This is a genomic window from Pelosinus fermentans JBW45, from assembly GCF_000271665.2.
Lineage (GTDB): Bacteria > Bacillota > Negativicutes > DSM-13327 > DSM-13327 > Pelosinus > Pelosinus baikalensis.
The window spans coordinates 2,589,698-2,611,658 of record NZ_CP010978.1 but is presented as its reverse complement, the minus strand read 5'-3'; the positions used below and the strand labels follow the sequence as shown (position 1 = coordinate 2,611,658).

General features: G+C 35.9%; 19 protein-coding genes. All 19 read left to right on the top strand.

Annotation, left to right across the window (positions count from 1 at the left end; genetic code table 11):
- Nucleotide 1: 1 nt before the first annotated feature.
- The 19 genes from dapG (at nucleotide 2) to JBW_RS11395 (ending at nucleotide 21,824) form a co-directional block, all read left to right on the top strand.
- A complete protein-coding gene (gene dapG, locus JBW_RS11485; RefSeq protein ID WP_007956430.1) occupies nucleotides 2–1,222 on the top strand; it encodes an aspartate kinase in 1,221 nt (406 codons plus the stop codon).
- A 19-nt stretch (nucleotides 1,223–1,241) separates the two neighbouring features.
- Nucleotides 1,242–2,123 (top strand): 4-hydroxy-tetrahydrodipicolinate synthase, encoded by an 882-nt coding sequence (dapA, locus tag JBW_RS11480; protein WP_007956431.1) that lies wholly within the window; start codon nucleotides 1,242–1,244, stop codon nucleotides 2,121–2,123.
- A gap of 236 nt (nucleotides 2,124–2,359) precedes the next feature.
- Nucleotides 2,360–4,024, top strand: a complete 1,665-nt coding sequence (locus tag JBW_RS11475; protein WP_007956434.1) for a ribonuclease J — start codon at nucleotides 2,360–2,362, stop codon at nucleotides 4,022–4,024.
- Between the two features lie 138 nt (nucleotides 4,025–4,162).
- Nucleotides 4,163–4,936, top strand: coding sequence for a ClpP family protease (locus JBW_RS11470; RefSeq protein WP_007956439.1), 774 nt, complete (start codon nucleotides 4,163–4,165; stop codon nucleotides 4,934–4,936).
- A complete protein-coding gene (locus JBW_RS11465) occupies nucleotides 4,933–5,160 on the top strand; it encodes a YlzJ-like family protein (protein ID WP_007956440.1) in 228 nt (75 codons plus the stop codon). The genes JBW_RS11470 and JBW_RS11465 overlap by 4 nt, the downstream gene beginning before the upstream one ends.
- Nucleotides 5,161–5,503: 343 nt before the next feature.
- Nucleotides 5,504–6,244 carry a helix-turn-helix domain-containing protein gene (locus JBW_RS11460; RefSeq protein WP_007956441.1) on the top strand — a complete coding sequence of 247 codons (741 nt, stop codon included), beginning with the start codon at nucleotides 5,504–5,506 and terminating at the stop codon, nucleotides 6,242–6,244.
- A 191-nt stretch (nucleotides 6,245–6,435) separates the two neighbouring features.
- Nucleotides 6,436–8,355, top strand: coding sequence for a YgiQ family radical SAM protein (locus tag JBW_RS11455; RefSeq protein WP_036680983.1), 1,920 nt, complete (start codon nucleotides 6,436–6,438; stop codon nucleotides 8,353–8,355).
- Between the two features lie 226 nt (nucleotides 8,356–8,581).
- Complete coding sequence (locus tag JBW_RS11450) at nucleotides 8,582–9,619, top strand: extracellular solute-binding protein (RefSeq protein WP_007956443.1); 1,038 nt, start codon at nucleotides 8,582–8,584, stop codon at nucleotides 9,617–9,619.
- A 30-nt stretch (nucleotides 9,620–9,649) separates the two neighbouring features.
- The gene (gene rimO, locus JBW_RS11445; protein ID WP_007956448.1) at nucleotides 9,650–10,984 is read left to right on the top strand and encodes a 30S ribosomal protein S12 methylthiotransferase RimO; all 1,335 of its coding nucleotides are present in this window, start codon (nucleotides 9,650–9,652) and stop codon (nucleotides 10,982–10,984) included.
- Nucleotides 10,985–11,069: 85 nt separating this feature from the next.
- A complete protein-coding gene (locus tag JBW_RS11440) occupies nucleotides 11,070–12,311 on the top strand; it encodes a competence/damage-inducible protein A (protein WP_007956450.1) in 1,242 nt (413 codons plus the stop codon).
- A gap of 27 nt (nucleotides 12,312–12,338) precedes the next feature.
- Entirely contained in the window at nucleotides 12,339–13,919 is a 1,581-nt protein-coding gene (locus JBW_RS11435) for a DEAD/DEAH box helicase (RefSeq protein WP_007956452.1), read from the top strand.
- 263 nt (nucleotides 13,920–14,182) lie between these two features.
- Nucleotides 14,183–15,235 (top strand): recombinase RecA, encoded by a 1,053-nt coding sequence (recA, locus tag JBW_RS11430; RefSeq protein WP_007956458.1) that lies wholly within the window; start codon nucleotides 14,183–14,185, stop codon nucleotides 15,233–15,235.
- Nucleotides 15,228–15,683 carry a regulatory protein RecX gene (locus JBW_RS11425; protein ID WP_007956459.1) on the top strand — a complete coding sequence of 152 codons (456 nt, stop codon included), beginning with the start codon at nucleotides 15,228–15,230 and terminating at the stop codon, nucleotides 15,681–15,683. The genes recA and JBW_RS11425 overlap by 8 nt, the downstream gene beginning before the upstream one ends.
- A 318-nt stretch (nucleotides 15,684–16,001) precedes the next feature.
- Nucleotides 16,002–17,525 (top strand): ribonuclease Y, encoded by a 1,524-nt coding sequence (gene rny, locus JBW_RS11420; RefSeq protein WP_071524645.1) that lies wholly within the window; start codon nucleotides 16,002–16,004, stop codon nucleotides 17,523–17,525.
- A 123-nt stretch (nucleotides 17,526–17,648) separates the two neighbouring features.
- Nucleotides 17,649–18,185 (top strand): hypothetical protein, encoded by a 537-nt coding sequence (locus tag JBW_RS11415; protein ID WP_235334197.1) that lies wholly within the window; start codon nucleotides 17,649–17,651, stop codon nucleotides 18,183–18,185.
- A gap of 42 nt (nucleotides 18,186–18,227) precedes the next feature.
- Complete coding sequence (locus JBW_RS11410; protein WP_007956463.1) at nucleotides 18,228–19,013, top strand: TIGR00282 family metallophosphoesterase; 786 nt, start codon at nucleotides 18,228–18,230, stop codon at nucleotides 19,011–19,013.
- A gap of 108 nt (nucleotides 19,014–19,121) precedes the next feature.
- Nucleotides 19,122–19,382: a stage V sporulation protein S gene (locus JBW_RS11405; protein ID WP_007934279.1), complete on the top strand. Its 261-nt coding sequence runs from the start codon at nucleotides 19,122–19,124 to the stop codon at nucleotides 19,380–19,382.
- A gap of 106 nt (nucleotides 19,383–19,488) precedes the next feature.
- Nucleotides 19,489–20,988: a leucyl aminopeptidase gene (locus JBW_RS11400; RefSeq protein WP_007956465.1), complete on the top strand. Its 1,500-nt coding sequence runs from the start codon at nucleotides 19,489–19,491 to the stop codon at nucleotides 20,986–20,988.
- Nucleotides 20,985–21,824, top strand: a complete 840-nt coding sequence (locus JBW_RS11395) for a PHP domain-containing protein (protein WP_007956467.1) — start codon at nucleotides 20,985–20,987, stop codon at nucleotides 21,822–21,824. Before JBW_RS11400 ends, JBW_RS11395 begins: the two co-directional genes overlap by 4 nt.
- The last annotated feature ends 137 nt before the right edge of the window (nucleotides 21,825–21,961 follow it).

The window sequence follows — 21,961 nt, the reverse complement described above, 5'->3', positions numbered from 1 at the left end:
AATGGGGATAATAGTTCAAAAATTTGGTGGTACATCAGTTGCAACTCCTGAGGCTAGAAAGTTAGTAGTAGAAAAAATAAAAGCTGCTGTTACTAACGAATTGAGTCCTGTCGTTGTCGTCTCTGCTATGGGACGCAAAGGAGAATGCTATGCAACCGATACTTTTATTGAATTAGCACGAAAAGCATATAAGGATATAGCTAGCCGCGAACTTGATCAGATCTTATACTGTGGCGAAATGATCTCCGCCGTTATTATGACTGGCACACTACAAGCCGCTGGACTTGATGCTATTATGCTTACAGGTGGGCAAGCTGGCATTATAACTGATAATAATTTCAATAACGCTCGTATTTTAAAAGTAGATCCTTCTCGCATATGCAACTTAATTAAGATGGGTAAAATTCCTGTAGTATGCGGTTTTCAAGGTATCACTATTGATGATGAATTTACTACATTAGGTCGTGGAGGTAGTGACACTACTGCGGCTGCTTTGGGATCTGCTCTCGATGCTGAATTGATAGAGATTTATACAGATGTAGATGGTATTATGACTGCCGATCCTAGAATTGTAAGTACAGCAAAAATTCTCGACTGTATTACCTATGGAGAAGTCTGTCAATTAGCTCACCAAGGTGCTAAAGTTATTCATCCTCGCGCTGTAGAAATTGCTATGCAGAAAAATATTCCTCTAGTGGTAAAGTCAACATTCTCCAATGAACCTGGTACACTTATAACTAGCATTACTAACGAAGATACAGCTGACACATATGTTGCTGATCGTGTTGCTACAGGTGTAACCTTTATATCTAATATTGCCCAAATCAAAATTAATTTACATGATTCTTTAAATAATATTGCAAGCTTTAATATCTTCAAATCTATGGCGGACAATGGAATCAGTGTAGATTTGATTAATGTTCATCCTGGGCAAATCATGTTTACAATAGCAGAAGATCTTGCAGATAAAGCAACTGCTCAACTTCAAGAATTTGGTTGCGATGTGCACACAACTCTTGACTGTGCTAAAGTTTCAGTTGTAGGTGGGGGAATTAATGGTGTCCCAGGTGTGATGGCTAGTTTTATAGAGGCCCTGTCTCTGAATGACATCCCAATATTACAAACAGTAGACTCTCATACATCAATCTCCGTTTTAATAAAGAAATCATTTGTACAATCAGCCGTTACAGCATTACATGAAAAGTTTAATTTATCATGTTAATAAGGAGAAAAAGATTACTATGAAGACTTTTGGACGGATTTTAACAGCCATGGTAACCCCATTTAATGATGATTTTAGCGTCAATTATGATGCGGCAGCCACCCTTGCAAAATATTTAGTTGCAAATGGTTCAGATGGTTTAGTAGTTGCTGGTAGCACTGGTGAATCAGCAACATTAGATAAAGAGGAAAAGCTCAAACTATTTTCCACGGTACTTGATGCTGTTGGTGATAAAGCTACCGTGATTGCTGGTACTGGTTCAAACGATACTATGGCTTCCGTAAAGTTAACGCAAGAAGCAGAGAAATTAGGTGTACATGGCGCTATGCTCGTAGGTCCCTACTACAATAAACCGCCGCAAGAAGGGTTTTATCAACATTTCAAAACCATTGCTGACAGTACTAGTTTACCGCTAATCATATATAATGTTCCTGGACGCACTAGTTCTAATATTTTACCTGGGACGATAGCGCGTTTAGCAGAACTTAAAAACATTGTTGCTGTTAAAGAAGCCAGCGGAAATCTTGAGCAAGTTGCAGAAATTGTTCGAACGACTCCTAATGAGTTTATGGTATACAGTGGTGATGATAGCCTTACATTACCAATTCTATCTGTCGGTGGCGTTGGTATTATTAGTGTGGCAGCTCATATTGTAGGAAATCGTATGCAAGAAATGATTACAGCTTTTGTTAGTAATAATATTGCTAAAGCTCAAGCCATACAATCCGAGTTAATACCATTTTTTAGACTGATGTTTATTACAACCAATCCAATACCAGTAAAAACAGCCGTAAATCTAATTGGGCAAAATGGCGGTACTTTTAGGCTGCCTTTAATACCACCGACAAGTAATGAATTAGAACAAATAAAAAACTATCTGCATAAAATAAATCGTATATAAGGATAAGAACCTCATTCATTTTTTGGGTGAGGTTCTTATCTTTTATCAAGAGAATCTTACATATAATACCTTCAAAAGAAGCATCGTATATTGCAAATGCACTTTAAAATAAGCTATAATTACAATAAGTGAATGAACGGGCCGGTTTTTAGCTCATTTTCTAATGAACGGCAAATACCTAGAAATAATGGTTTGTTTTTCTTGCTTTATAAAAATAACTGGAGGTGTGATTTTTTTTGGTAAAAACACAACAAAAAATTCAAATTATCCCTTTAGGCGGATTGGGAGAAATTGGCAAGAACATGACTGTAGTTCGTTATGGAGACGATATTATTGTCATTGATGCTGGTCTAATGTTTCCGGAAGATGATATGCTCGGAATTGACTTAGTGATTCCAGATATATCGTATCTACTAGAAAATCGCGATTTAGTACGGGGGATAATACTTACTCATGGCCATGAAGATCATATTGGTGCATTACCATATGTTCTGAAGCAACTTAACGTACCTGTCTACGGTACAAGGCTAACATTGGGAATACTTGAAGGCAGATTAAAAGAAAATAATGTTCCATTAACTAATTTAATTTCTGTCAAAGCAGGTGACCAAATTGAAGTTGGACCTTTTAAAATTGGTTTTATTCGCATTAGTCACAGTATTGCAGATGCTGTAGCCCTTTCCATTAAAACTCCCGTTGGTACGATTGTACATACTGGAGATTTTAAATTTGACCAAACGCCAGTTGATGGTAAGGTTACGGATTTTCATAAATTGGCAGAATTGGGTGATCAGGGAGTACTCGTTATGCTTGCAGACAGTACGAATGCTGAGCACCCAGGATATACGATGAGTGAAAAATCAGTTGGCGTTACATTTGATGAGATGTTCTATAGTGCTAATGGACGAATCATCATTGCGAGTTTTTCTTCCAATGTACATCGCGTGCAACAAGCTATTGATACTGCCTGTAAATATAATCGTAAGGTAGCAGTCTTGGGGCGTAGTATGATTAATGTGGTTACGATTTCATCTGAATTAGGCTATCTTAATATTCCAGAAGGTGTACTCATTGATATTGATCAAATTAATAATTATCCAGCATCAGGCGTGGTTATCATCACAACCGGCAGTCAAGGTGAACCTATGTCAGCATTAACTAGAATGGCAATGTCTGATCATCGTAAAGTTGATATCGTACCTGGTGACACCATTATTATTTCTGCCACGCCAATTCCGGGTAATGAAAAGTTAGTATCTCGTACTATTGACTATTTATTACGGCAGGGTGCAGAAGTGCTTTATGAGAGAACTTCTGGTATTCATGTTTCAGGACACGCTAGCCAGGAAGAATTAAAAATGATGCACAATTTAATTCGTCCTAAATTTTTCATTCCAGTACATGGTGAATATCGTCATTTAGTTAAGCATTCAAAGTTAGCCCAAGAGCTTGGCATGGCAAAAGATCATATTTTCATTGCTGAGAATGGGCAGGTACTAGAGTTTACTTCTGAAAAAGGCAGTGTTACAGGAAAAGTATCTTCTGGCATTGTGTTAATTGATGGACTAGGTGTTGGCGATGTCGGTAATATTGTACTACGAGATCGCCGACAGCTTTCCCAAGAGGGGATTTTGATTGTTGTTATTACAATGGACAAGCAAGGTGGCTGTGTTGTCGCAGGTCCCGATATTGTATCTCGTGGTTTTGTTTATGTGAGGGAATCCGAGCAATTAATGGATGAAGCTAAGAACAAAGTAAGACAAACACTGGATAAATGCGAATCGAACAATGTTACCGAATGGGCTATGATTAAATCAAGCGTTCGTGATACATTGGGTAAATATTTATATGAAAAAACACGTCGTCGTCCTATGATATTACCAATTATTATGGAAGTCTAAAAATATAATTTGTTATTATCAAGAATGGTTTATGCTGATTTTACAATAGCATAAACCATTTTTTGCGTAAAGCTGTATGAAAGTTTATACATAGCTAATACTATAAAGAATAAAAAGTACTATATTGGAGGTAATACAATGTTAGAAAATGATAACCCAACTATAGAGCCACCTGGAATAAATCCGGAAAACCCTAAACCACCAATTGAGCACACAAAAAAAACGGTGACAGCTCGAAAAACTGACACCGTAGATAATATTCAAGAATTAGGTGCTACTGAAATTCCTACAGCTAAAACCAACATACATGTCATGACAATTATCGGACAAGTAGAAGGACATATGATATTACCACCACAAAACAAAACTACTAAATATGAACATATTATGCCCCAGCTAGTAGCCATTGAACAAAGTTCTGATATTGAAGGCTTATTGCTGCTTTTAAATACAGTTGGTGGTGATGTAGAAGCAGGATTAGCAATCGCAGAAATGATCGCTAGTATGTCCAAACCTTCTGTTTCTATCGTACTTGGTGGTGGGCATAGTATTGGTGTGCCGATTGCCGTATCTGCAACTTATTCTTATATTGTAGAAAGTGCTACTATGACAATTCATCCCATACGGCTTACAGGATTGGTTATCGGTGCCCCTAGTTCTTTTGATTATCTAGAAAAAATGCAAGATAGGGTTAATAAGTTTGTTGTAGATCATTCTAATGTTTCTGAAAGAAAGTGGAAAGAGCTGCTATTTAAAACAGGGGAGCTATCTCGTGATATTGGAACATCCGTCATTGGTAGAGATGCTGTATCGTATGGTATCATCAACGAAATAGGAGGATTATCCCATGCACAAACAAAACTAAATGAATTAATTAAAATACAAAAAGAAACTAAGGGGTTGAAGCAATGACTTTCTGGAGTATATTACCAGAAGAATTAGTTTTTAGTACAAATAACTTTCCAGATAGCCCACCTCTTTATGAAGAAATCCAATGCAATAACATAACGTTACTAGTCGAGAAAATAGGTCCTACTCAATGTAAGGTCAGCCGCTTATTAACAACAAACCCCCAAGATTACCTACATCCAGACATACAACCAGGAAAGATTTTAACATATAAGCCCATTTTATAAAACTTTATATTTAAAATAACGTAGTACAAAAGACCGCTACAAGATACCTTAACCTTGGCGGTCTTTTCTGCTCTTATTCAATACAACAAAACGTACCTTATGCTGACATAAAAACACAAAATTCTATCATTTAATATCGAAAATTCTTTTTATTTTTGACTATTTACGCAAAATAAAAAGAAACTTTGAAAAATACTCATATAAATGGTAAAATATATCTATTGTTAAGGTGGAGAAATCTGGAACTGAGAATACTAACATAAAAATTCTAAGTCTATAGCTAATTAAAACTAAAATTCTTAAATTTATTAACTACATAGAGAAGTAAAAGGAGGTATCTTGAGTGCAAACAATTGGTGAAATTTTGCGTAGTGAGCGGGAAAAAAAAGGACTATCGGTTAAAGAAATTGAAATTGCCACCAGTATAAGGACTGTATATATAACAGCTATTGAGGAAGGTAATTATGATATTATACCAGGTGAGGTATACCTAAAAGGATTTATTCGTAATTATGCTAACTTTTTAGGTCTGGATGGTCAACAAATTGTTGATTTATATCGTCAATCTCAAAATCCTACAACAGTAGCTGAAGAAATGAATAATATGGATGCACCTCTAAAAGAAAAACCAATGAAAAAGCCGAATACAACTAATTCTAGTAAATGGTTGGCAATTGGTGCAGTGGCAATATGTGTAGCTGGTGGTGCATGGTGGCTTCAAAATAGTTCAAGTTCATCGCAAGAACCTAAAATAGACAAGCAGATGCAACAACCTTCTCCAGTAATACCAAGCCAAGGAATAAAAGAGCAGGTAGCGATTCCTCCTACTCCAGCTTCAATAAAACCAGTAGTTATTATTGCAAAATATACTGATCAGTGCTGGACATCAGTGACTGCTGATAATAAAATAATTTATGAGGGAACTTCACAAGCTGGTGAAACGCTTACTTGGGAAGCAGAAAAAAATATTACAATAAAAGCTGGTAATGCTGGTGGAATTGATATAGTATATAATGGACAATCGTTGGGAAAGCTGGGAACAAAAGGTGAAGTACTTGTCAAAACATTTGCCGCCAATAGATAAACGCATTTTACAACTATACTGAAGAAAAGACTAACGTTGTTGTTTAATTTGAAAGCTTGGCATGAGCCAAGTCTTTTCTTATTTTACGTAATGCATTATTTTTTCCGTTTTGAAAATAATACAAGAATATTCTTCAATTATACATTCTTTCTCTAGAGTGTGTGATGATTATGCATAGGGGAAATATAATTATGAAAAATGACTTTTTACCAATTTCTAAGGAAGATATGATTAAACGAGGATGGGATCGACTAGATTTTTTATTTGTTAGCGGTGATGCTTATATAGATCACCCCAGTTTCGGACCTGCCATTCTTTGTCGTTTATTGCAAAAATATGGATATCGGGTGGGTATTATCTCTCAACCAGACTGGCGTTCAACATTAGATTTTAAAAAAATGGGAAAACCCCGTTTAGGCGTATTAGTATCCGCTGGAAATTTGGATTCGATGTTGAATAAATTTACTGCTGCCAAAAAATTTCGTAGTACAGATAATTATTCACCTGGTGGAAAAGCAGGTTGCCGTCCTGACAGGGCCACCATTGTTTATTGCAACCGAATTCGGGAAGTCTGGAAAGACATACCGATTATTATTGGAGGCATTGAAGCAAGTCTCAGGAGATTTGCTCATTATGATTACTGGTCAAATAGTATACGGCGCTCTATTTTAATTGATAGCAGAGCTGACATTTTAATATATGGTATGGGTGAAAAACAATTAAAAGAAATTGCTGAGCAATTACAACAAGGATTCAAGATCTCCGATATTCGTAACGTACAGGGTACTTGTTATAAGACTGATTCCATTGAACATTTATGGAATTATATTGAAACTCCTGGCTACGATGATGTAAATACAAACAAACAAGCCTTTAGCCAGGCATTCAAAATTCAATACCAAGAGCAGGATGCTATCCGCGGTAAAACGATTGTACAGAATCATGGTGAATTTTCTATCGTACAAAATGCGCCTGCTTTGCCGCTAACTACAGAAGAGATGGATGAGATCTATGATCTTCCTTATCAACGCACCTATCATCCAATTTACGAAAAATCTGGTGGAGTGCCAGCAATTCAAGAAGTAAAATTTAGTTTGGTCAGCCATCGTGGCTGTTTTGGCGGGTGTTCATTTTGTGCAATTGTTTCTCATCAAGGACGTATTATTCAAAGCAGGAGTCACGAATCTATTTTAAATGAAGCTAAGATAATCATTGCTATGCCTGATTTTAAAGGTTATATTCACGATATCGGTGGTCCTACTGCTAACTTTCGCATACAATCCTGTCAAAAACAATCTGAGCGCGGTACTTGTAAAGCGAAGCAATGCTTAGCTCCAACCCCTTGCAAAGAATTAATGACGAACCATACTGATTACTTAACATTATTACGCACATTACGAGCTTTGCCAGGTGTAAAAAAAGTTTTTATTCGTTCTGGACTACGTTACGATTATTTAATGGCAGATCCGAGCAACGAAGAATTTTTACGTGAACTATGTGAGCATCATATTAGTGGTCAACTTAAAGTAGCACCAGAGCACATTTCGCCTAAAGTTACTAATTTAATGGGAAAATCAGGAAAAGGTGTTTATTTAAAATTCATGCAGGCTTATAAGCGTGTAAATGAAAGAATAGGAAAAGAACAATACCTAGTTCCTTACTTTATGTCTAGCCATCCTGGATCTGGGCTTAAAGAAGCGATTGAATTAGCAGAGTTCATCCGCGATCTGAATTATCGACCAGAACAAGTACAAGATTTTATTCCAACTCCAGGCAGCTTATCTACTTGTATTTACTATACCGGTATCAACCCATTTACAAATGAAAAAGTGTATGTAGCTAAAGATATACATGAAAAGAAAATGCAACGAGGGTTAATGCAATACCGTGATCCTAAAAATTATTATTTAGTATATGAAGCACTGACGAAGGCTAATCGTCAGGATCTTATTGGCTATGGACCGAAGTGCCTCATTCGTCCACCACACAATGCAAATCATAAACAACATAGTACTACCACAAGTAAAAATAATAGTAGTAGAAACATACACAAAAAAACCACTACACAGCTTAAGAATAACGCTAAGAAACATTCTAGGAGTCGCTCGTAATGCGAGTAGAGGCAACTATAATTTGTTATAGCTGCTTCTACTTTTCTTTCATTCATCCCTGCTCACATAAGTCCATTATTTTCAGATAATACTAAGACAGAAGAAATGTAAACGACTTAAAATAGCATTACAATATGTTTTGTTTACACTTTATAGAAATTTGACTTGCATACCGAACCAATAAGAGGTATAGTATTATTGGTCTAATTTGTACTGGAGGTAGAATATGCGTCGTTATCTGCCAATTTTATTAATCTCCTTCTTTGTACTAGTTACTATAGTCACTGGGAGTACATCCCTCCAAGGTTATGCTGATGAACAAAACCCTGAGAATAATATTAAAAGTATTAATGTTTATACTACGTTGCCAATAGAGCAATTATCAATATTAGCTCAGGAATATGAAAAAACGCAAAAAGTACGTGTAAACCTTGTGCCTCTTTCAGAAGCAAATTTACTAACAAAGATTAGAGTAGAAATGGCTGCGCCTAATGCTGACATTATAATTGCCAACAGTGCACTTTTAGAACAGATCCAAAAAATAAATGTACTAAAACCATATGCTTCTGAACAAACAGATATTATACCAGAACGATTTAAGGAAGAAAACGGTTATTGGACAGGTATCTGGTATGATCCTATGGTTTTTGCAGCGAATCGTGATTTCTTAAATACCCTTCCTAAAGTACCGAGTAAGTGGAGTGATCTCACTCAAGATAGTAAATATCGTATTGGTATAACAGATTTCTTAGCAGCAGAAGCTTCTGCTAATTTATTTTATACTTTAGTATCTGCAACTGGAGAGTCTGAAGCATTTTCTTATCTAAAAAAGCTTCATCCCCAAATTGTTCAATATGCTAAATTTCTATCTACCCCTGTACGCATGGCTGGAATGGGTGAGGTAGATATTGCCATTGCGACTCAGAGCGAAACAATACGTTATATGAATGACAAATTTCCTATAACATTATTATATCCGGAAGATGGTACCTCTTTTATATTAACTGGATCTGCATTAGTTACAGGCGCAAAAAATGAAACAGAAGCTAAGCAATTTATGGATTGGTTGCTACAAGATGCTGCCCACAGTATTTTGTATACAAGCGGTTTTTATTTGATTCCTACAAATCCAGAAGCACTCATTTATAAATATTACGACACAAAACACATTAAGCTTTTGGATAAAAAAGAAACCTTTTCAATTGAACAAAAAAGTCAACTACTTGATAAATGGGTAACTACAGTGCGGCTCGCTCCAAAATAAAAATTTATCTATAATCTAGGAGGAACATTCATGTTAAAAGCCGGGTTTATAAGCCTGGGATGTGCTAAAAATCTGGTAGACACAGAAGTTATGCTAGGACTATTAGCCACCAATGATATTAAAATAACTGATAATCCCCATGAAGCTGATATTCTTATCATCAATACATGTAGTTTTATCGATTCAGCAAAAGAAGAATCGATATCCACTATTCTTCAAATGGCTGATTATAAAAAACATGGTAATTGTAAATGTTTAATTGTGGCTGGATGCCTTGGTCAGCGCTATCAACAAGAGTTGCTAGATGAACTGCCAGAGGTTGATGCCATTGTTGGAACAGGAGCTTGGCATCGCATTATTGAAGCTATCAATGATATTCTTGTTGATCATAAACGTGTATTATTGGTAGGAGAAACAGATACACTTTATGATGAAACCATGCCACGCATAAGCACAACACCATTCTATAGCGCTTATGTTAAGATTGCTGAAGGATGTAGTAACTGTTGTTCTTACTGTGTTATTCCTAAGGTAAGAGGTTCTTTCCGCAGCAGAACAATGGAATCAATTATAGCTGAAGTGAAAAACCTTGTAGCTACTGGTGTTAAAGAAATCAATTTGATTGCACAAGATACAACTAGCTATGGGCGTGATTTATATAAATCACCCAAATTGACTGATCTTTTAAAAGAGTTAGTTAAAATTGATGGACTTATGTGGGTACGATTATTATATTGCTATCCTAAATATTTTTCAAATGAACTAATTGAGTTAATCGCCACTGAATCAAAAATTTGCAAATACATTGACTTGCCTTTACAGCATGCTAATGATGATATTTTAAGAGCAATGTTGCGGCAAGATGGTCGTAAAGATATAGAAAATCTTTTAACCACTTTACGTGCAAGGATTCCTGGTATTACGATTCGCACATCTTTTATTGTAGGTTTTCCAGGTGAAACAGAAGAACATTTCGAAGATTTGAAACAATTTATAATGGAACAGAAATTTGATAGAGTAGGAGTCTTCACCTATTCACAAGAAGACGATACCATTGCAGCAAATCTTCCTCAACAGCTCTCTGATGAGATTAAGCAAGAGCGTTATCATAGCCTTATGACATTGCAATGTCAAATATCTGAACAGCTTAATCAGGAATTAGAAGGTACAGTTTTGGATGTATTAATCGAACAAGTTAATATCAACGAGTCAGAGATTGTTGTCTCTGGGCGCTCCTATCGTGAAGCACCTGATGTAGATGGACAAATTTATGTTGAAAAAGCAATGGAATGTAAACCAGGAGATGTCATTAAAGCAAGAATTGTTCAAGGATTTACCTATGATGTTGTTGCAGAAAAATTATAAAGATGCCTGCTAAAGAATAATAATTTAGAAATATTTGTTTAAAATAATTACTATACACGATTCAATGTCTAGGGAGTGATTTTGTATGATCGTAGAAATAGTGGCTACTGGTACAGAACTACTTTTGGGTCAGATTATAAATACCAATGCACCTTTTTTATCAGAAAAACTTAATGAATTAGGATTTGATGTTTTATATCATTCTACTGTTGGTGACAACAGAGTACGCATGACACAGGTTTTCAATAATGCGTTAGAACGATCAGATATCATTATAACCTCTGGTGGCTTAGGACCTACTCAGGGCGACATTACAAAAGAAGTAACTGCAAACCTATTAAATAGACCTCTATTTTTACATGAAGAAAGTGTAGCTCACATGACAGATCTTCTTGCCAAACGTAACCGTTCTATGACTGAAAGTAACTTGCGACAAGCTATGATTCCTAAAGGAGCTCTTGTATTAAAAAATGAAAATGGCACAGCTCCTGGTGTGATCGTAGAACATAATAATAAAATAATTATTCATTTACCTGGACCTCCTCACGAATTAAAATCTATGTTTGAACAAGCAGTGGTTCCATATCTTAAAAGTCATTTTAATTCACAAGGGGCAATTGTATCTAGAGTATTACATACTTATGGAATAGGTGAATCCTCGCTAGAAGAAAAAATCAAAGGATTTATTTTATCCCAGTCTAATCCAACAATTGCATTGTTGGCAAGACAAGGTGAAATTATTGTTCGCCTTACTGCTAAAGGCGCTAGCAAAAATGAAGCCCAAAAATTAATTGATAAATTAGAAAAACAACTTAGGCAAAACATTGCCGATTACATTTGGGGTCTAGATAATGATACTCTCGAAGCAAATATTGGGGAAATTTTAACTAAGAAACAGTTAACTGTTGCATTAGCCGAATCATGTACAGGCGGACTGGTTACCAGTCGCATTACCGACATTTCTGGTAGTTCAGATTACCTTATAGGTTCTATAGTTTGTTACACCAATCGAATTAAAACTGATTTTGTTGATGTAACACCGCAAATTATTACTGAACTTGGTGCGGTGAGCCAAGAGACAGCATGTCTTATGGCTGCTGGCATTCGTAAAAAATTTGCTGCTAGTATTGGATTAGGGATTACCGGCATAGCTGGCCCAACTGGCGCTACTCCAACAAAACCTGTTGGTACGGTATTTATTGCAATTGATGGTCCTGCTGGTATACAATGCCAACATCATACATTTAATGGTCAGCGTACTGACATTAAATATCGTATATCACAAGCCGCTTTACATATGCTAAGACAGTATACATTATCGTTATAATATAAATAAAAACTAGGGGGCTATACATTGAACGATACTCAATTATTTGGTACTATTCCATTAAGCAAAAAACTACTTTCAGCAATTGCTGAAATGGGTTTTGAAGAACCCTCACCGATTCAAAACCAAACCATTCCTCTTGTACTTGAAGGTCACGACGTTATTGGACAGGCACAAACAGGTACAGGTAAAACCGCTGCATTTGGTATACCTGCTATAGAAAAAATTGCTGATAGTCGTCAAATACAAGTATTGGTGCTTACTCCAACTCGTGAACTTGCAATTCAAGTATCAGAAGAGCTGGCAAAGATAGGTAAGTTCAAAAGAATAAAAACCTTACCTATTTATGGTGGACAACCAATTGACCGACAAATTAAGGCTCTACGTATGGGCGTACATGTTGTAATTGGTACTCCAGGTAGACTTTTAGATCACATTCGCCGGAAAACAATAAAACTTGACGCTGTAAAAACACTTATTCTTGACGAAGCTGATGAAATGCTTGATATGGGCTTTGTTGAAGATATTGAAACCATTATGCAAGAAGTTCCTGTTGAAGGAAGACAAACACTCTTATTTTCTGCTACTATGCCAGGACCAATTGCTACTTTAGCAAGAAAATATATGAATAATCCCAAAACGATTTCTATCAATAGAGAGCAGCTTACAGTACCTCTTATTGACCAAATTTATTATGAAACACGAGAAAAATTAGAAGCATTATGTCGCGTTTTAGATGTAGAGACAACAGGTAAATCGATTATCTTTTGCCGTACTAAAAGAGGTGTAGATGACTTGGTTGTATCACTACAAGGACGCGGCTATATGGCTGATGGTTTACACGGTGATCTAAGTCAAGCACAACGTGATAGAGTTATGAAAAAATTCCGTGATGGAAAACTTGAATTATTAATAGCCACAGATGTTGCTGCTCGCGGTATAGATATTGATGATATCACACATGTCTTCAATTACGATATTCCTCAAGATAATGAAGCATATGTACATCGCATTGGACGTACAGGACGTGCTGGTAAAAAAGGTGTGGCAATCACCTTTATTAATCCTCGTGAATACCGCCAACTTAAACTGATTGAGAAACTAACTAAATCACGTATTGTACGCAAGCAACTACCTTCAGCTGCTGACATTTTAGATCGTCAACGGGAAATCATTAAGAATCGTTTAGTGCAAACAATTGAACAGGGAAAGTTTGAAGTCTATCAGGACATTATTGTGGATTTAGCCGCTGATTATGACCCAATAGAGATTGCTGCTGCTGCTTTAAAACTTGCGCAAGAAGGATTTAAAGAAAAGTTTATCGTTGAAGAAGAAAAACCTGACTTTACTAACACTGGCGCTGAAGCAGGTATGGTACGTTTGTTTATTAATGCTGGTAGAGCACAGAAAATTCGCCCTGAAGATATTGTACGCACGATAGCAGAGGGAGCCGACATCTCTGGAAATACAATTGGTGTAATCAATATTTATGAAAAATTTACTTTTGTAGAAGTACCAATGGATGTAGCAGAGCGTGTTATCGCCGTACTACATAAAAGCTCGATTAAAGGATATAAGATTAATGTTGAGCCTGCTAAAAGCAGATAATCAAGCTACAATTTATTCGTAAAATCTAGCTTTTTAAAACGTAATAAAAGAGGACTGCATAGTCCTCTTTTATTATGCATTTCTTTATATATTCGTCTGTTTTCATCTAAATTCTTTTACGCTAGTTATTTTGCATTTAACCTGCAGACAATTATTAATGCTAATCTTCCTTAACTTAGAAGGTAATCCATCATAAATTTATGACTATTGACATTGCGAACAAATGTTTGTACAATGATATTTATAAGGGGGATGATAAATACATGGAGAAATCAACAACATCAGATAAATTACAAGCATTAGAAAGTGCTGTACGCAAAATTGAAAAAGATTTTGGCAAAGGCTCTATTATGAAATTGGGTGAAGCTGCTGCCAGGATGAATGTCGAAGTTATTCCAACAGGTGCATTACCACTTGATATTGCCCTTGGCATTGGCGGCGTACCTAGAGGTAGAATGATAGAAGTATACGGCCCTGAATCATCTGGTAAAACAACCGTTGCCTTGCATATGATAGCCGAAACCCAAAAGTCTGGTGGATTAGCAGCATTTATTGATGCTGAGCATGCCCTAGACCCTGGATATGCTAAAAATCTTGGTGTTGATATTGATAATTTGCTCATCTCACAGCCGGATAATGGTGAACAAGCTTTAGAAATCTGTGAAGCTCTAGTAAGAAGTAATGCGATTGACATGATCATAATTGATTCAGTTGCCGCTTTAGTACCCAAAGCGGAAATTGATGGCGAAATGGGTGATTCTCATGTGGGTTTACATGCACGGCTGATGTCACAAGCATTACGTAAATTAACCGGTATTATTAGTAAATCACGTACAATCGTTGTGTTTATTAATCAAATTCGTGAAAAAGTAGGCGTTATGTTTGGTAACCCAGAAACAACTACTGGCGGACGTGCTCTAAAATTCTATTCTACAATAAGGCTAGAGGTAAGAAGAGCTGAGAGTCTTAAACAAGGTAATGATATTATCGGTAACCGTACTAAAGTAAAGGTTGTTAAAAATAAAGTTGCTCCACCATTTAAGCAAGCTGAGTTTGATATTATGTATGGTGAAGGAATCTCCCACGAAGGATGTTTAGTCGATATTGGAACTTCATTTGAAGTTATCAATAAAAGTGGAGCATGGTATTCCTATAAAGATACTCGCCTTGGACAAGGACGAGAGAATGTAAAGGAATTCTTTAAACAAAATCCCGACATTGCAGATGAAATCGACAAGAAGATTCGAGAATTGCTATTGGTCGGCAAAGTACAAGCGGTTGTGGCCGACCCTTTGGATGATTCATCCCTTGAATAATCATAATGATATCTGGCAATACTCATTACACTTAGTAACTCGCCGTTCCTATAGTGAAAAAGAACTACAGCAGAAATTAGAATATAAGGATTATAACTGCGATGCCATTGAAAAGGTTCTTGGCCGTCTAAAAGAGTATGGTTACATCAATGATATTAAACTTGCAAATCATTTATTTCATAAATACTTAGAAACAAATAAATATAGTACCAAGCAGATTCTTTACAAATTAAAGCTACGTGGTTTACCAGATGCAATTTTATCTGAAATGGCAAAGGATTTCGATGATATTGAAGAGTGGAAATCCGCGCTTAAAATAGTTACTGCCCGTTTTAAAAGCTTCGATACGACTACAAAAGAAAAGATTTATCGCTATTTAGCCTCTAGAGGTTTTTCAGCGACTAGCATTCATAAAGTCTTACAAACTATTTATCACTGTGATAAATAAGTTGTAAACATAAAATGATTTGGCATTAGCCAAATCATTTTATGTTTATTACAACTTATCATGAGATATAAACTATTCTCAAAGTTATTTGGTTTTCCTTTAAACTCAACTAAGAGACATAAGGGATAACTTGACACTACTTTGAAAAACATTTACAATTGAATTAATCAATTGTGTAGGCAATTGTCATACTTATCCAATAAAAATCAGTTACTGTAGGGGAGTAATTGCGAAATGCTTTAAAAGCTGATTCACGATTCTCAGCTTTACCCTTAAAACACGGAAATAAAAGGAGGTGTAAGGATTATATTTGAATTTATTTTAACTACTGCACTTGTTGCGTTCTTCAGCTTTGGCATAGGCTATTGGATACGCAAAAAAACTGCTGAAGCAAAAATAATCTCAGCTGAAGAAGCTGCGAAAAAAATAATCGTTGAGGCAGAGCGTTCAAGTGAAGCTAAGAAAAAAGAAGCATTGGTGGAAGCAAAAGAGGATATTCATAAACTTAGGAATGAATTAGAACGAGAAACTAAAGAACGTCGTTCTGAGCTCCAACGTTTAGAAAGACGCTTAATGCAGAAAGAGGAAAATCTTGACAGGAAAGTTGACTCTCTTGAGAAAAAAGAGGAGATTATCAGTCATAAAGAAGCTGAATTAGATAAAAGTCAAGAAATAATTAATACTTTATATGCCAAACAGTTAGCTGAATTAGAAAGACTTTCGGGGTTAACATCTGAAGAAGCTCGTAATTTATTATTAGCGAATGCTCGAGAAGAAATTAAACTTGAAACAGCAATGATGATTAAAGAATTAGAACAACAAGCAAAAGAAGAGGCTGACAAAAAGGCACGTAACATCATCTCTTTAGCAATTCAGCGATGTGCTGCAGATCATGTTGCAGAAACTACTGTTTCAGTTGTAGCATTACCTAATGATGAGATGAAAGGTCGCATTATCGGACGTGAAGGACGTAATATTAGAACCTTAGAAACCCTTACTGGTATTGATCTTATTATTGATGATACTCCCGAAGCCGTTATCTTGTCTGGCTTTGATCCGATACGTAGAGAAGTCGCTAGAATTGCTCTAGAGAAATTAATTGCTGACGGAAGAATTCATCCCGCGCGTATTGAAGAAATGGTTGAGAAGGCACAGAAAGAAGTGGAGCAACGAATTAAAGAAGCTGGCGAACAAGCCACCTTTGAAACTGGCGTTCATGGACTTCATCCAGAAATTATTAAACTTCTTGGTCGTTTAAAATATCGCACCAGTTATGGGCAAAATGTACTTAAACATTCTATCGAAGTCGCCCATTTAGCGGGCGTCATGGCTGCTGAGTTAGGTGTAGATGTGATGCTAGCAAAACGAGCAGGTCTTTTACACGATCTTGGTAAAGCAGTCAATCATGAGATGGAAGGATCCCATGTTGAATTAGGCATGACTTTAGCAAAAAAGTATCGTGAATCACCTGAAGTGGTGAATGCGATTGGTGCTCATCATGGTGATGAAGAACCAATCACAGTACAGGCAGTATTAGTTGCTGCTGCTGATGCTATTTCTGCAGCTAGACCTGGTGCTCGTCGTGAAAGTCTTGAAAGTTACCTAAAACGATTAACACGATTAGAAGAAATAGCAGAATCTTTCGAAGGCGTAGAAAAATCATTTGCTATTCAAGCCGGTCGTGAAATTCGTATTATGGTTAAACCAGATAAAATTGATGATCTAGCATCTGTTAGATTATCAAGAGATATTGTCAAAAAAATTGAAAATGATCTTGAGTATCCAGGACAAATAAAAGTAACTGTAATTCGCGAAACACGTGCTGTTGATTACGCGAAATAAATATGAAGAATATAAAAACGACCTTAGTTAAGGTCGTTTTTATATTCTTCCATATATTTAAAAAAGGAGTTCTCGTCATCCTTAGAGAATAACATAGATCATACTAACATTTTTATCATACTATTGGACGGTGATTTTTTTATGCCTAAATACAAACAATATGATGAGCAAGTTTCTGATGGTGTCAATTTATTGATTTCTATTCTTGTTCGTTACCCTGAAATTGGAAGAATTGGTTTTGATCCACAAAGTAATTCTCTAAAGCTAACATTTTTGTTGTCTACTATACCATCAAACCTCGATTTCTCCAATATTAAAAACTTATTATTAAATAGTCTAATTGCCTATACTACATTAGAAGATGTATCCTTAAGCACTTTTGATGTACAATTAGATACTTATGATCAAGTTGCCATGTTAAGCATCTTCAGAGATGTACATACTATCTCTAAAGGTGAAATTGCTTTGTTAATTGCATTATTGCGAGGTAAATTCAAGAACCACCTCATCACAGACTTCAATGACTCTTTATTAGAAGAAGATCTGCTGATTCAAGAAGAAGTTATTGAAGATATGCTAACAAATATAAAAAAACATCATACAGAAAATAGATTAATCGGTATTCGTGAAGACGGCAGGGTTTTGGTCTTTAACAAATAGCCACAACAGCATAATCTGTTTCTCATAGGGAGGGTAAACAAATTGAATGTTATGATGATCGGTGATATTTGTGGTCAACCTGGTAGACGTACAGCAGCTCATTATATTCCTCTATTAAAAAAGAAATATAACCTCGACTTAATTATTGCTAATGGTGAGAATTCAGCTGGTGGTGTAGGAATTACAGCGCATGTCTTAGAAGAATTATTAGAACTGGGTATTGATTGCATTACAACTGGTAATCATGTTTGGGATAAAAAAGAAGTCTTCAATTTTATTGATACTGAAAAGCGATTAATTCGTCCTGCAAATTATCCCCCAGGCACACCGGGCAAAGGTTATCATATTCTTTCTATGAACAATTACAAGATTGCTGTCATTAATCTTTTAGGTAGAGTGTTTATGCCTCCTATCGATTGTCCATTTCGCACCGCTGATCAGATTCTATCCGAAATTAAAGATCGATGCGAAATTATTATTATCGATTTTCATGCTGAGGCCACTTCCGAAAAATTAGCTTTAGGATATTATTTAGATGGTCAAGTATCATGCATTGTAGGAACGCATACACATATCCAAACTGCAGATGAACGCATCTTACCAGAGGGAACCGCTTTTATTTCAGACATTGGTATGGTAGGAAGCTGGAATTCGATTTTAGGTGTTGATAAAGAACCTGTAATACAAAAATTCTTAACGGGCTTACCAACTAAATTTACTGTAGCATCTGGTAGCGAGACAATCTTCTGTGCGGTAATTATTAAAATTGACCCTTCTACTAATAAAATTAATGAGATTATTCGAATACAAGAAAATTTAAAATTTTAAAATTATTTATTTTAGATAAAAAAGGAATTTTTTGGGTTAGCAACGAATACTGATATAATAAGGACTTTATCATTTGCTTTTCTAACTTAAAGGAGGGTACTAAAAAACATGGAAGTCTTGAAAGTATCAGCAAAATCTAACCCGAATTCTGTAGCAGGTGCATTGGCCGGAGTGCTAAGAGAGCGTGGTGGCGCTGAAATGCAAGCCATCGGTGCAGGAGCACTTAACCAGGCAGTAAAAGCAGTAGCAATTGCAAGAGGATTTGTAGCACCACATGGTGTTGATCTTATTTGCATCCCTGCCTTTACAGATATTTTAATTGATGGTGAAGAACGAACCGCGATGAAGCTAATAGTCCAACCAAGATAAATAATTAAAACCTGTTCTTTAGAGCAGGTTTTAGCTATTTTATTTGGGTATAATAATAACATATGATACACTTATATTTATTATGATAAGATAAAGGAGCCTAACGATGAAAATAGCTGTAACAGATAAGTCAATCGTTCAAACATCATGTAATACTTTAATTGTTAGCTTATACAAAAATACAAAAGAAACAACTCCAATTGTGAATATACTTGATCAAGCGTTATCAGGTTATCTTAGTTCAATAATTTTAGCTCAGCCTAATTGTAGCGAATTTGGAGAAATTACTATTATCTATACTTTAGGAGTAATTGAGGCTAAACATATCATGCTAGTGGGCATGGGGGATAAAGAAGATTTAACAACTGATAAAATTCGCTCATCAGCAGCAATTGCTATACGTGCAGCAAAAAAGATTCATTCTTTATCAATTGCTTTTATTCCTTCTGATTTACTCACACGTACAAATGATCTTCAAACAATTGCACAAGCCATCGTAGAAGGTGCGTTGCTAGGATCTTATCAATTTAATTATTATAAAACAAAAAACACTGATGTGCCTCTTAAAGATCTATTTCTGATTGAAAATAATCAAAATAATACAGCATTACTACATAAAGGTATTCATATTGCATCAATTATAGGACCAAGCGTCAACCTTGCCCGTGATTTAGTAAATCATCCATCTCAATACATGACGCCAAGAAAAATGGCATTACATGCAAAAGAGATCGCTCAAGAAAATAATCTTGAATTATTAATATTAGAAAAAGAAGATATGATTTGTGAGAAAATGCACGCATTACTATCTGTCTCCCAAGGTAGTATCCAGCTACCTAAATTGATTATCTTAAAATATATGGGAGACACCAATAGCAAGCATCTTACAGCATTTGTGGGAAAAGGTGTTACTTTTGATAGTGGTGGAATCTCCATAAAGCCAAGTTTAAATATGGGGGAAATGAAAGATGATATGGCTGGAGGAGCTGCAGTCTTAGGAGCAATGGCTGCCATTGGGCAGTTAAAACCGAAAGTCAATATTCTAGGTATTATTCCTTGTGTTGAAAATATGCCCTCAGGTCAGGCTTATAAACCCGGGGACGTGATTTGTTCGATGAGTGGTAAAACCATCGAAATTATTTCTACAGATGCTGAAGGAAGACTAATTCTCGCTGATGCTATTACCTATGCGAATAAACTGGGAGCTACTCAAATCATTGATATAGCAACGTTAACCGGTGCTTGCGTGGTGGCCTTAGGGAGCGTGACCTCTGGACTCATAACGAATGATGTTAATTTCTGTCGGCAAGTTCTACAGGCAGCAGCTGATACGGGAGAAAAAATGTGGGAACTTCCAAATTTCAGTGAATATAAAAAGGATATACAAAGCAATATTGCTGATCTGAAGAATTCTGGCGGTCGTATGGCGGGAGCCATTACCGCTGGTCTATTTATTGAAGAATTCGTTGAAAATAAGCCATGGGTACATATTGATATTGCCGGTACCGCAAATATCGAGAAAGAAGATGGCTACAACCTTAAAGGTGGTACTGGCGTAGGAACAAGAACCTTAATACAATTAGCACAGAATATGAGCCAATTATGACAGCTGATTTACATATTCATACTACAGCTTCTGATGGACGATTTACCCCCGAAAACATTTTAAAATATGCTATTGATGCTAGACTATCTTACATTGCCATTACTGATCATGATACTGTAAATGGCTTACTAGAGCTCTACGAAGGGTCTAAAGATAAGATTAATACGATTTCCCTAATTCCCGGAATTGAATTCAGCACCGATTTGCCCGAAAATGAAGTTCATATTCTAGGATATCATATTGATATTTATAATGTAGAGCTGCGCAAGCAATTAGATATTTTAGTTGCTCATCGTCATGAACGTACCAAGCAAATCATTAATAAACTTAAGCAATTAGGTTATACGATTGATTATTTACGTGTATTAGAACTAGCAGAGCATGCTACCTCTATCGGTAGACCACATATTGCTAGAGCATTAATAGAAAAGGGGTATTTTTCTACAGTATCTGAAGTCTTTACTACCTTGCTGGATAAGAATGGATCTGCTTATGTACCCCATTATAAGCTAACACCATTACAAGTCATCACTTTAATAAAAAGAGCTGGTGGCATTCCAGTCTTGGCCCATCCTGGCTTAGTTGGTAACGATACTATTATTCTAGAATTAATTCATCATGGTCTTTTAGGTCTAGAGGTTTACCATCCTACCCACGATCAAGTACAAACTCAGAAATACTTAGATATGGCAAAACAATATCAATTATTGGTCACGGGTGGATCAGATTTTCACGCCATCCCTACTCGATTTCCCCCTAAATTAGGCTTGTTTACAATCCCCGCAAATTTAGCTAAGAAACTAAGTGAGTACAAAGTAAAAAATCGCGTATACTGACTCGAATTGTAAAAAAATATTCCTAGTCACAAGATAGGGTGACTAGGAATATCCCGCATTTATTTATCTTCGTTATTATGATGTAAAAGAATAAATTATCTTCAAAATAATATTGCAAAATATTTTTTCTTGACAAC

What these genes read in the sequence shown, in the direction of transcription:
- JBW_RS11470 (WP_007956439.1), top strand. Translation starts at nt 4,163, where the DNA reads ATGTTAGAAAATGATAACCCAACTATAGAGCCACCTGGAATAAATCCG.
- JBW_RS11450 (WP_007956443.1), top strand. Translation starts at nt 8,582, where the DNA reads ATGCGTCGTTATCTGCCAATTTTATTAATCTCCTTCTTTGTACTAGTT.
- JBW_RS11440 (WP_007956450.1), top strand. Translation starts at nt 11,070, where the DNA reads ATGATCGTAGAAATAGTGGCTACTGGTACAGAACTACTTTTGGGTCAG.
- JBW_RS11455 (WP_036680983.1), top strand. Translation starts at nt 6,436, where the DNA reads ATGAAAAATGACTTTTTACCAATTTCTAAGGAAGATATGATTAAACGA.
- JBW_RS11465 (WP_007956440.1), top strand. Translation starts at nt 4,933, where the DNA reads ATGACTTTCTGGAGTATATTACCAGAAGAATTAGTTTTTAGTACAAAT.
- dapG (WP_007956430.1), top strand. Translation starts at nt 2, where the DNA reads ATGGGGATAATAGTTCAAAAATTTGGTGGTACATCAGTTGCAACTCCT.
- JBW_RS11400 (WP_007956465.1), top strand. Translation starts at nt 19,489, where the DNA reads ATGAAAATAGCTGTAACAGATAAGTCAATCGTTCAAACATCATGTAAT.
- dapA (WP_007956431.1), top strand. Translation starts at nt 1,242, where the DNA reads ATGAAGACTTTTGGACGGATTTTAACAGCCATGGTAACCCCATTTAAT.
- recA (WP_007956458.1), top strand. Translation starts at nt 14,183, where the DNA reads ATGGAGAAATCAACAACATCAGATAAATTACAAGCATTAGAAAGTGCT.
- rimO (WP_007956448.1), top strand. Translation starts at nt 9,650, where the DNA reads ATGTTAAAAGCCGGGTTTATAAGCCTGGGATGTGCTAAAAATCTGGTA.
- JBW_RS11395 (WP_007956467.1), top strand. Translation starts at nt 20,985, where the DNA reads ATGACAGCTGATTTACATATTCATACTACAGCTTCTGATGGACGATTT.
- JBW_RS11405 (WP_007934279.1), top strand. Translation starts at nt 19,122, where the DNA reads ATGGAAGTCTTGAAAGTATCAGCAAAATCTAACCCGAATTCTGTAGCA.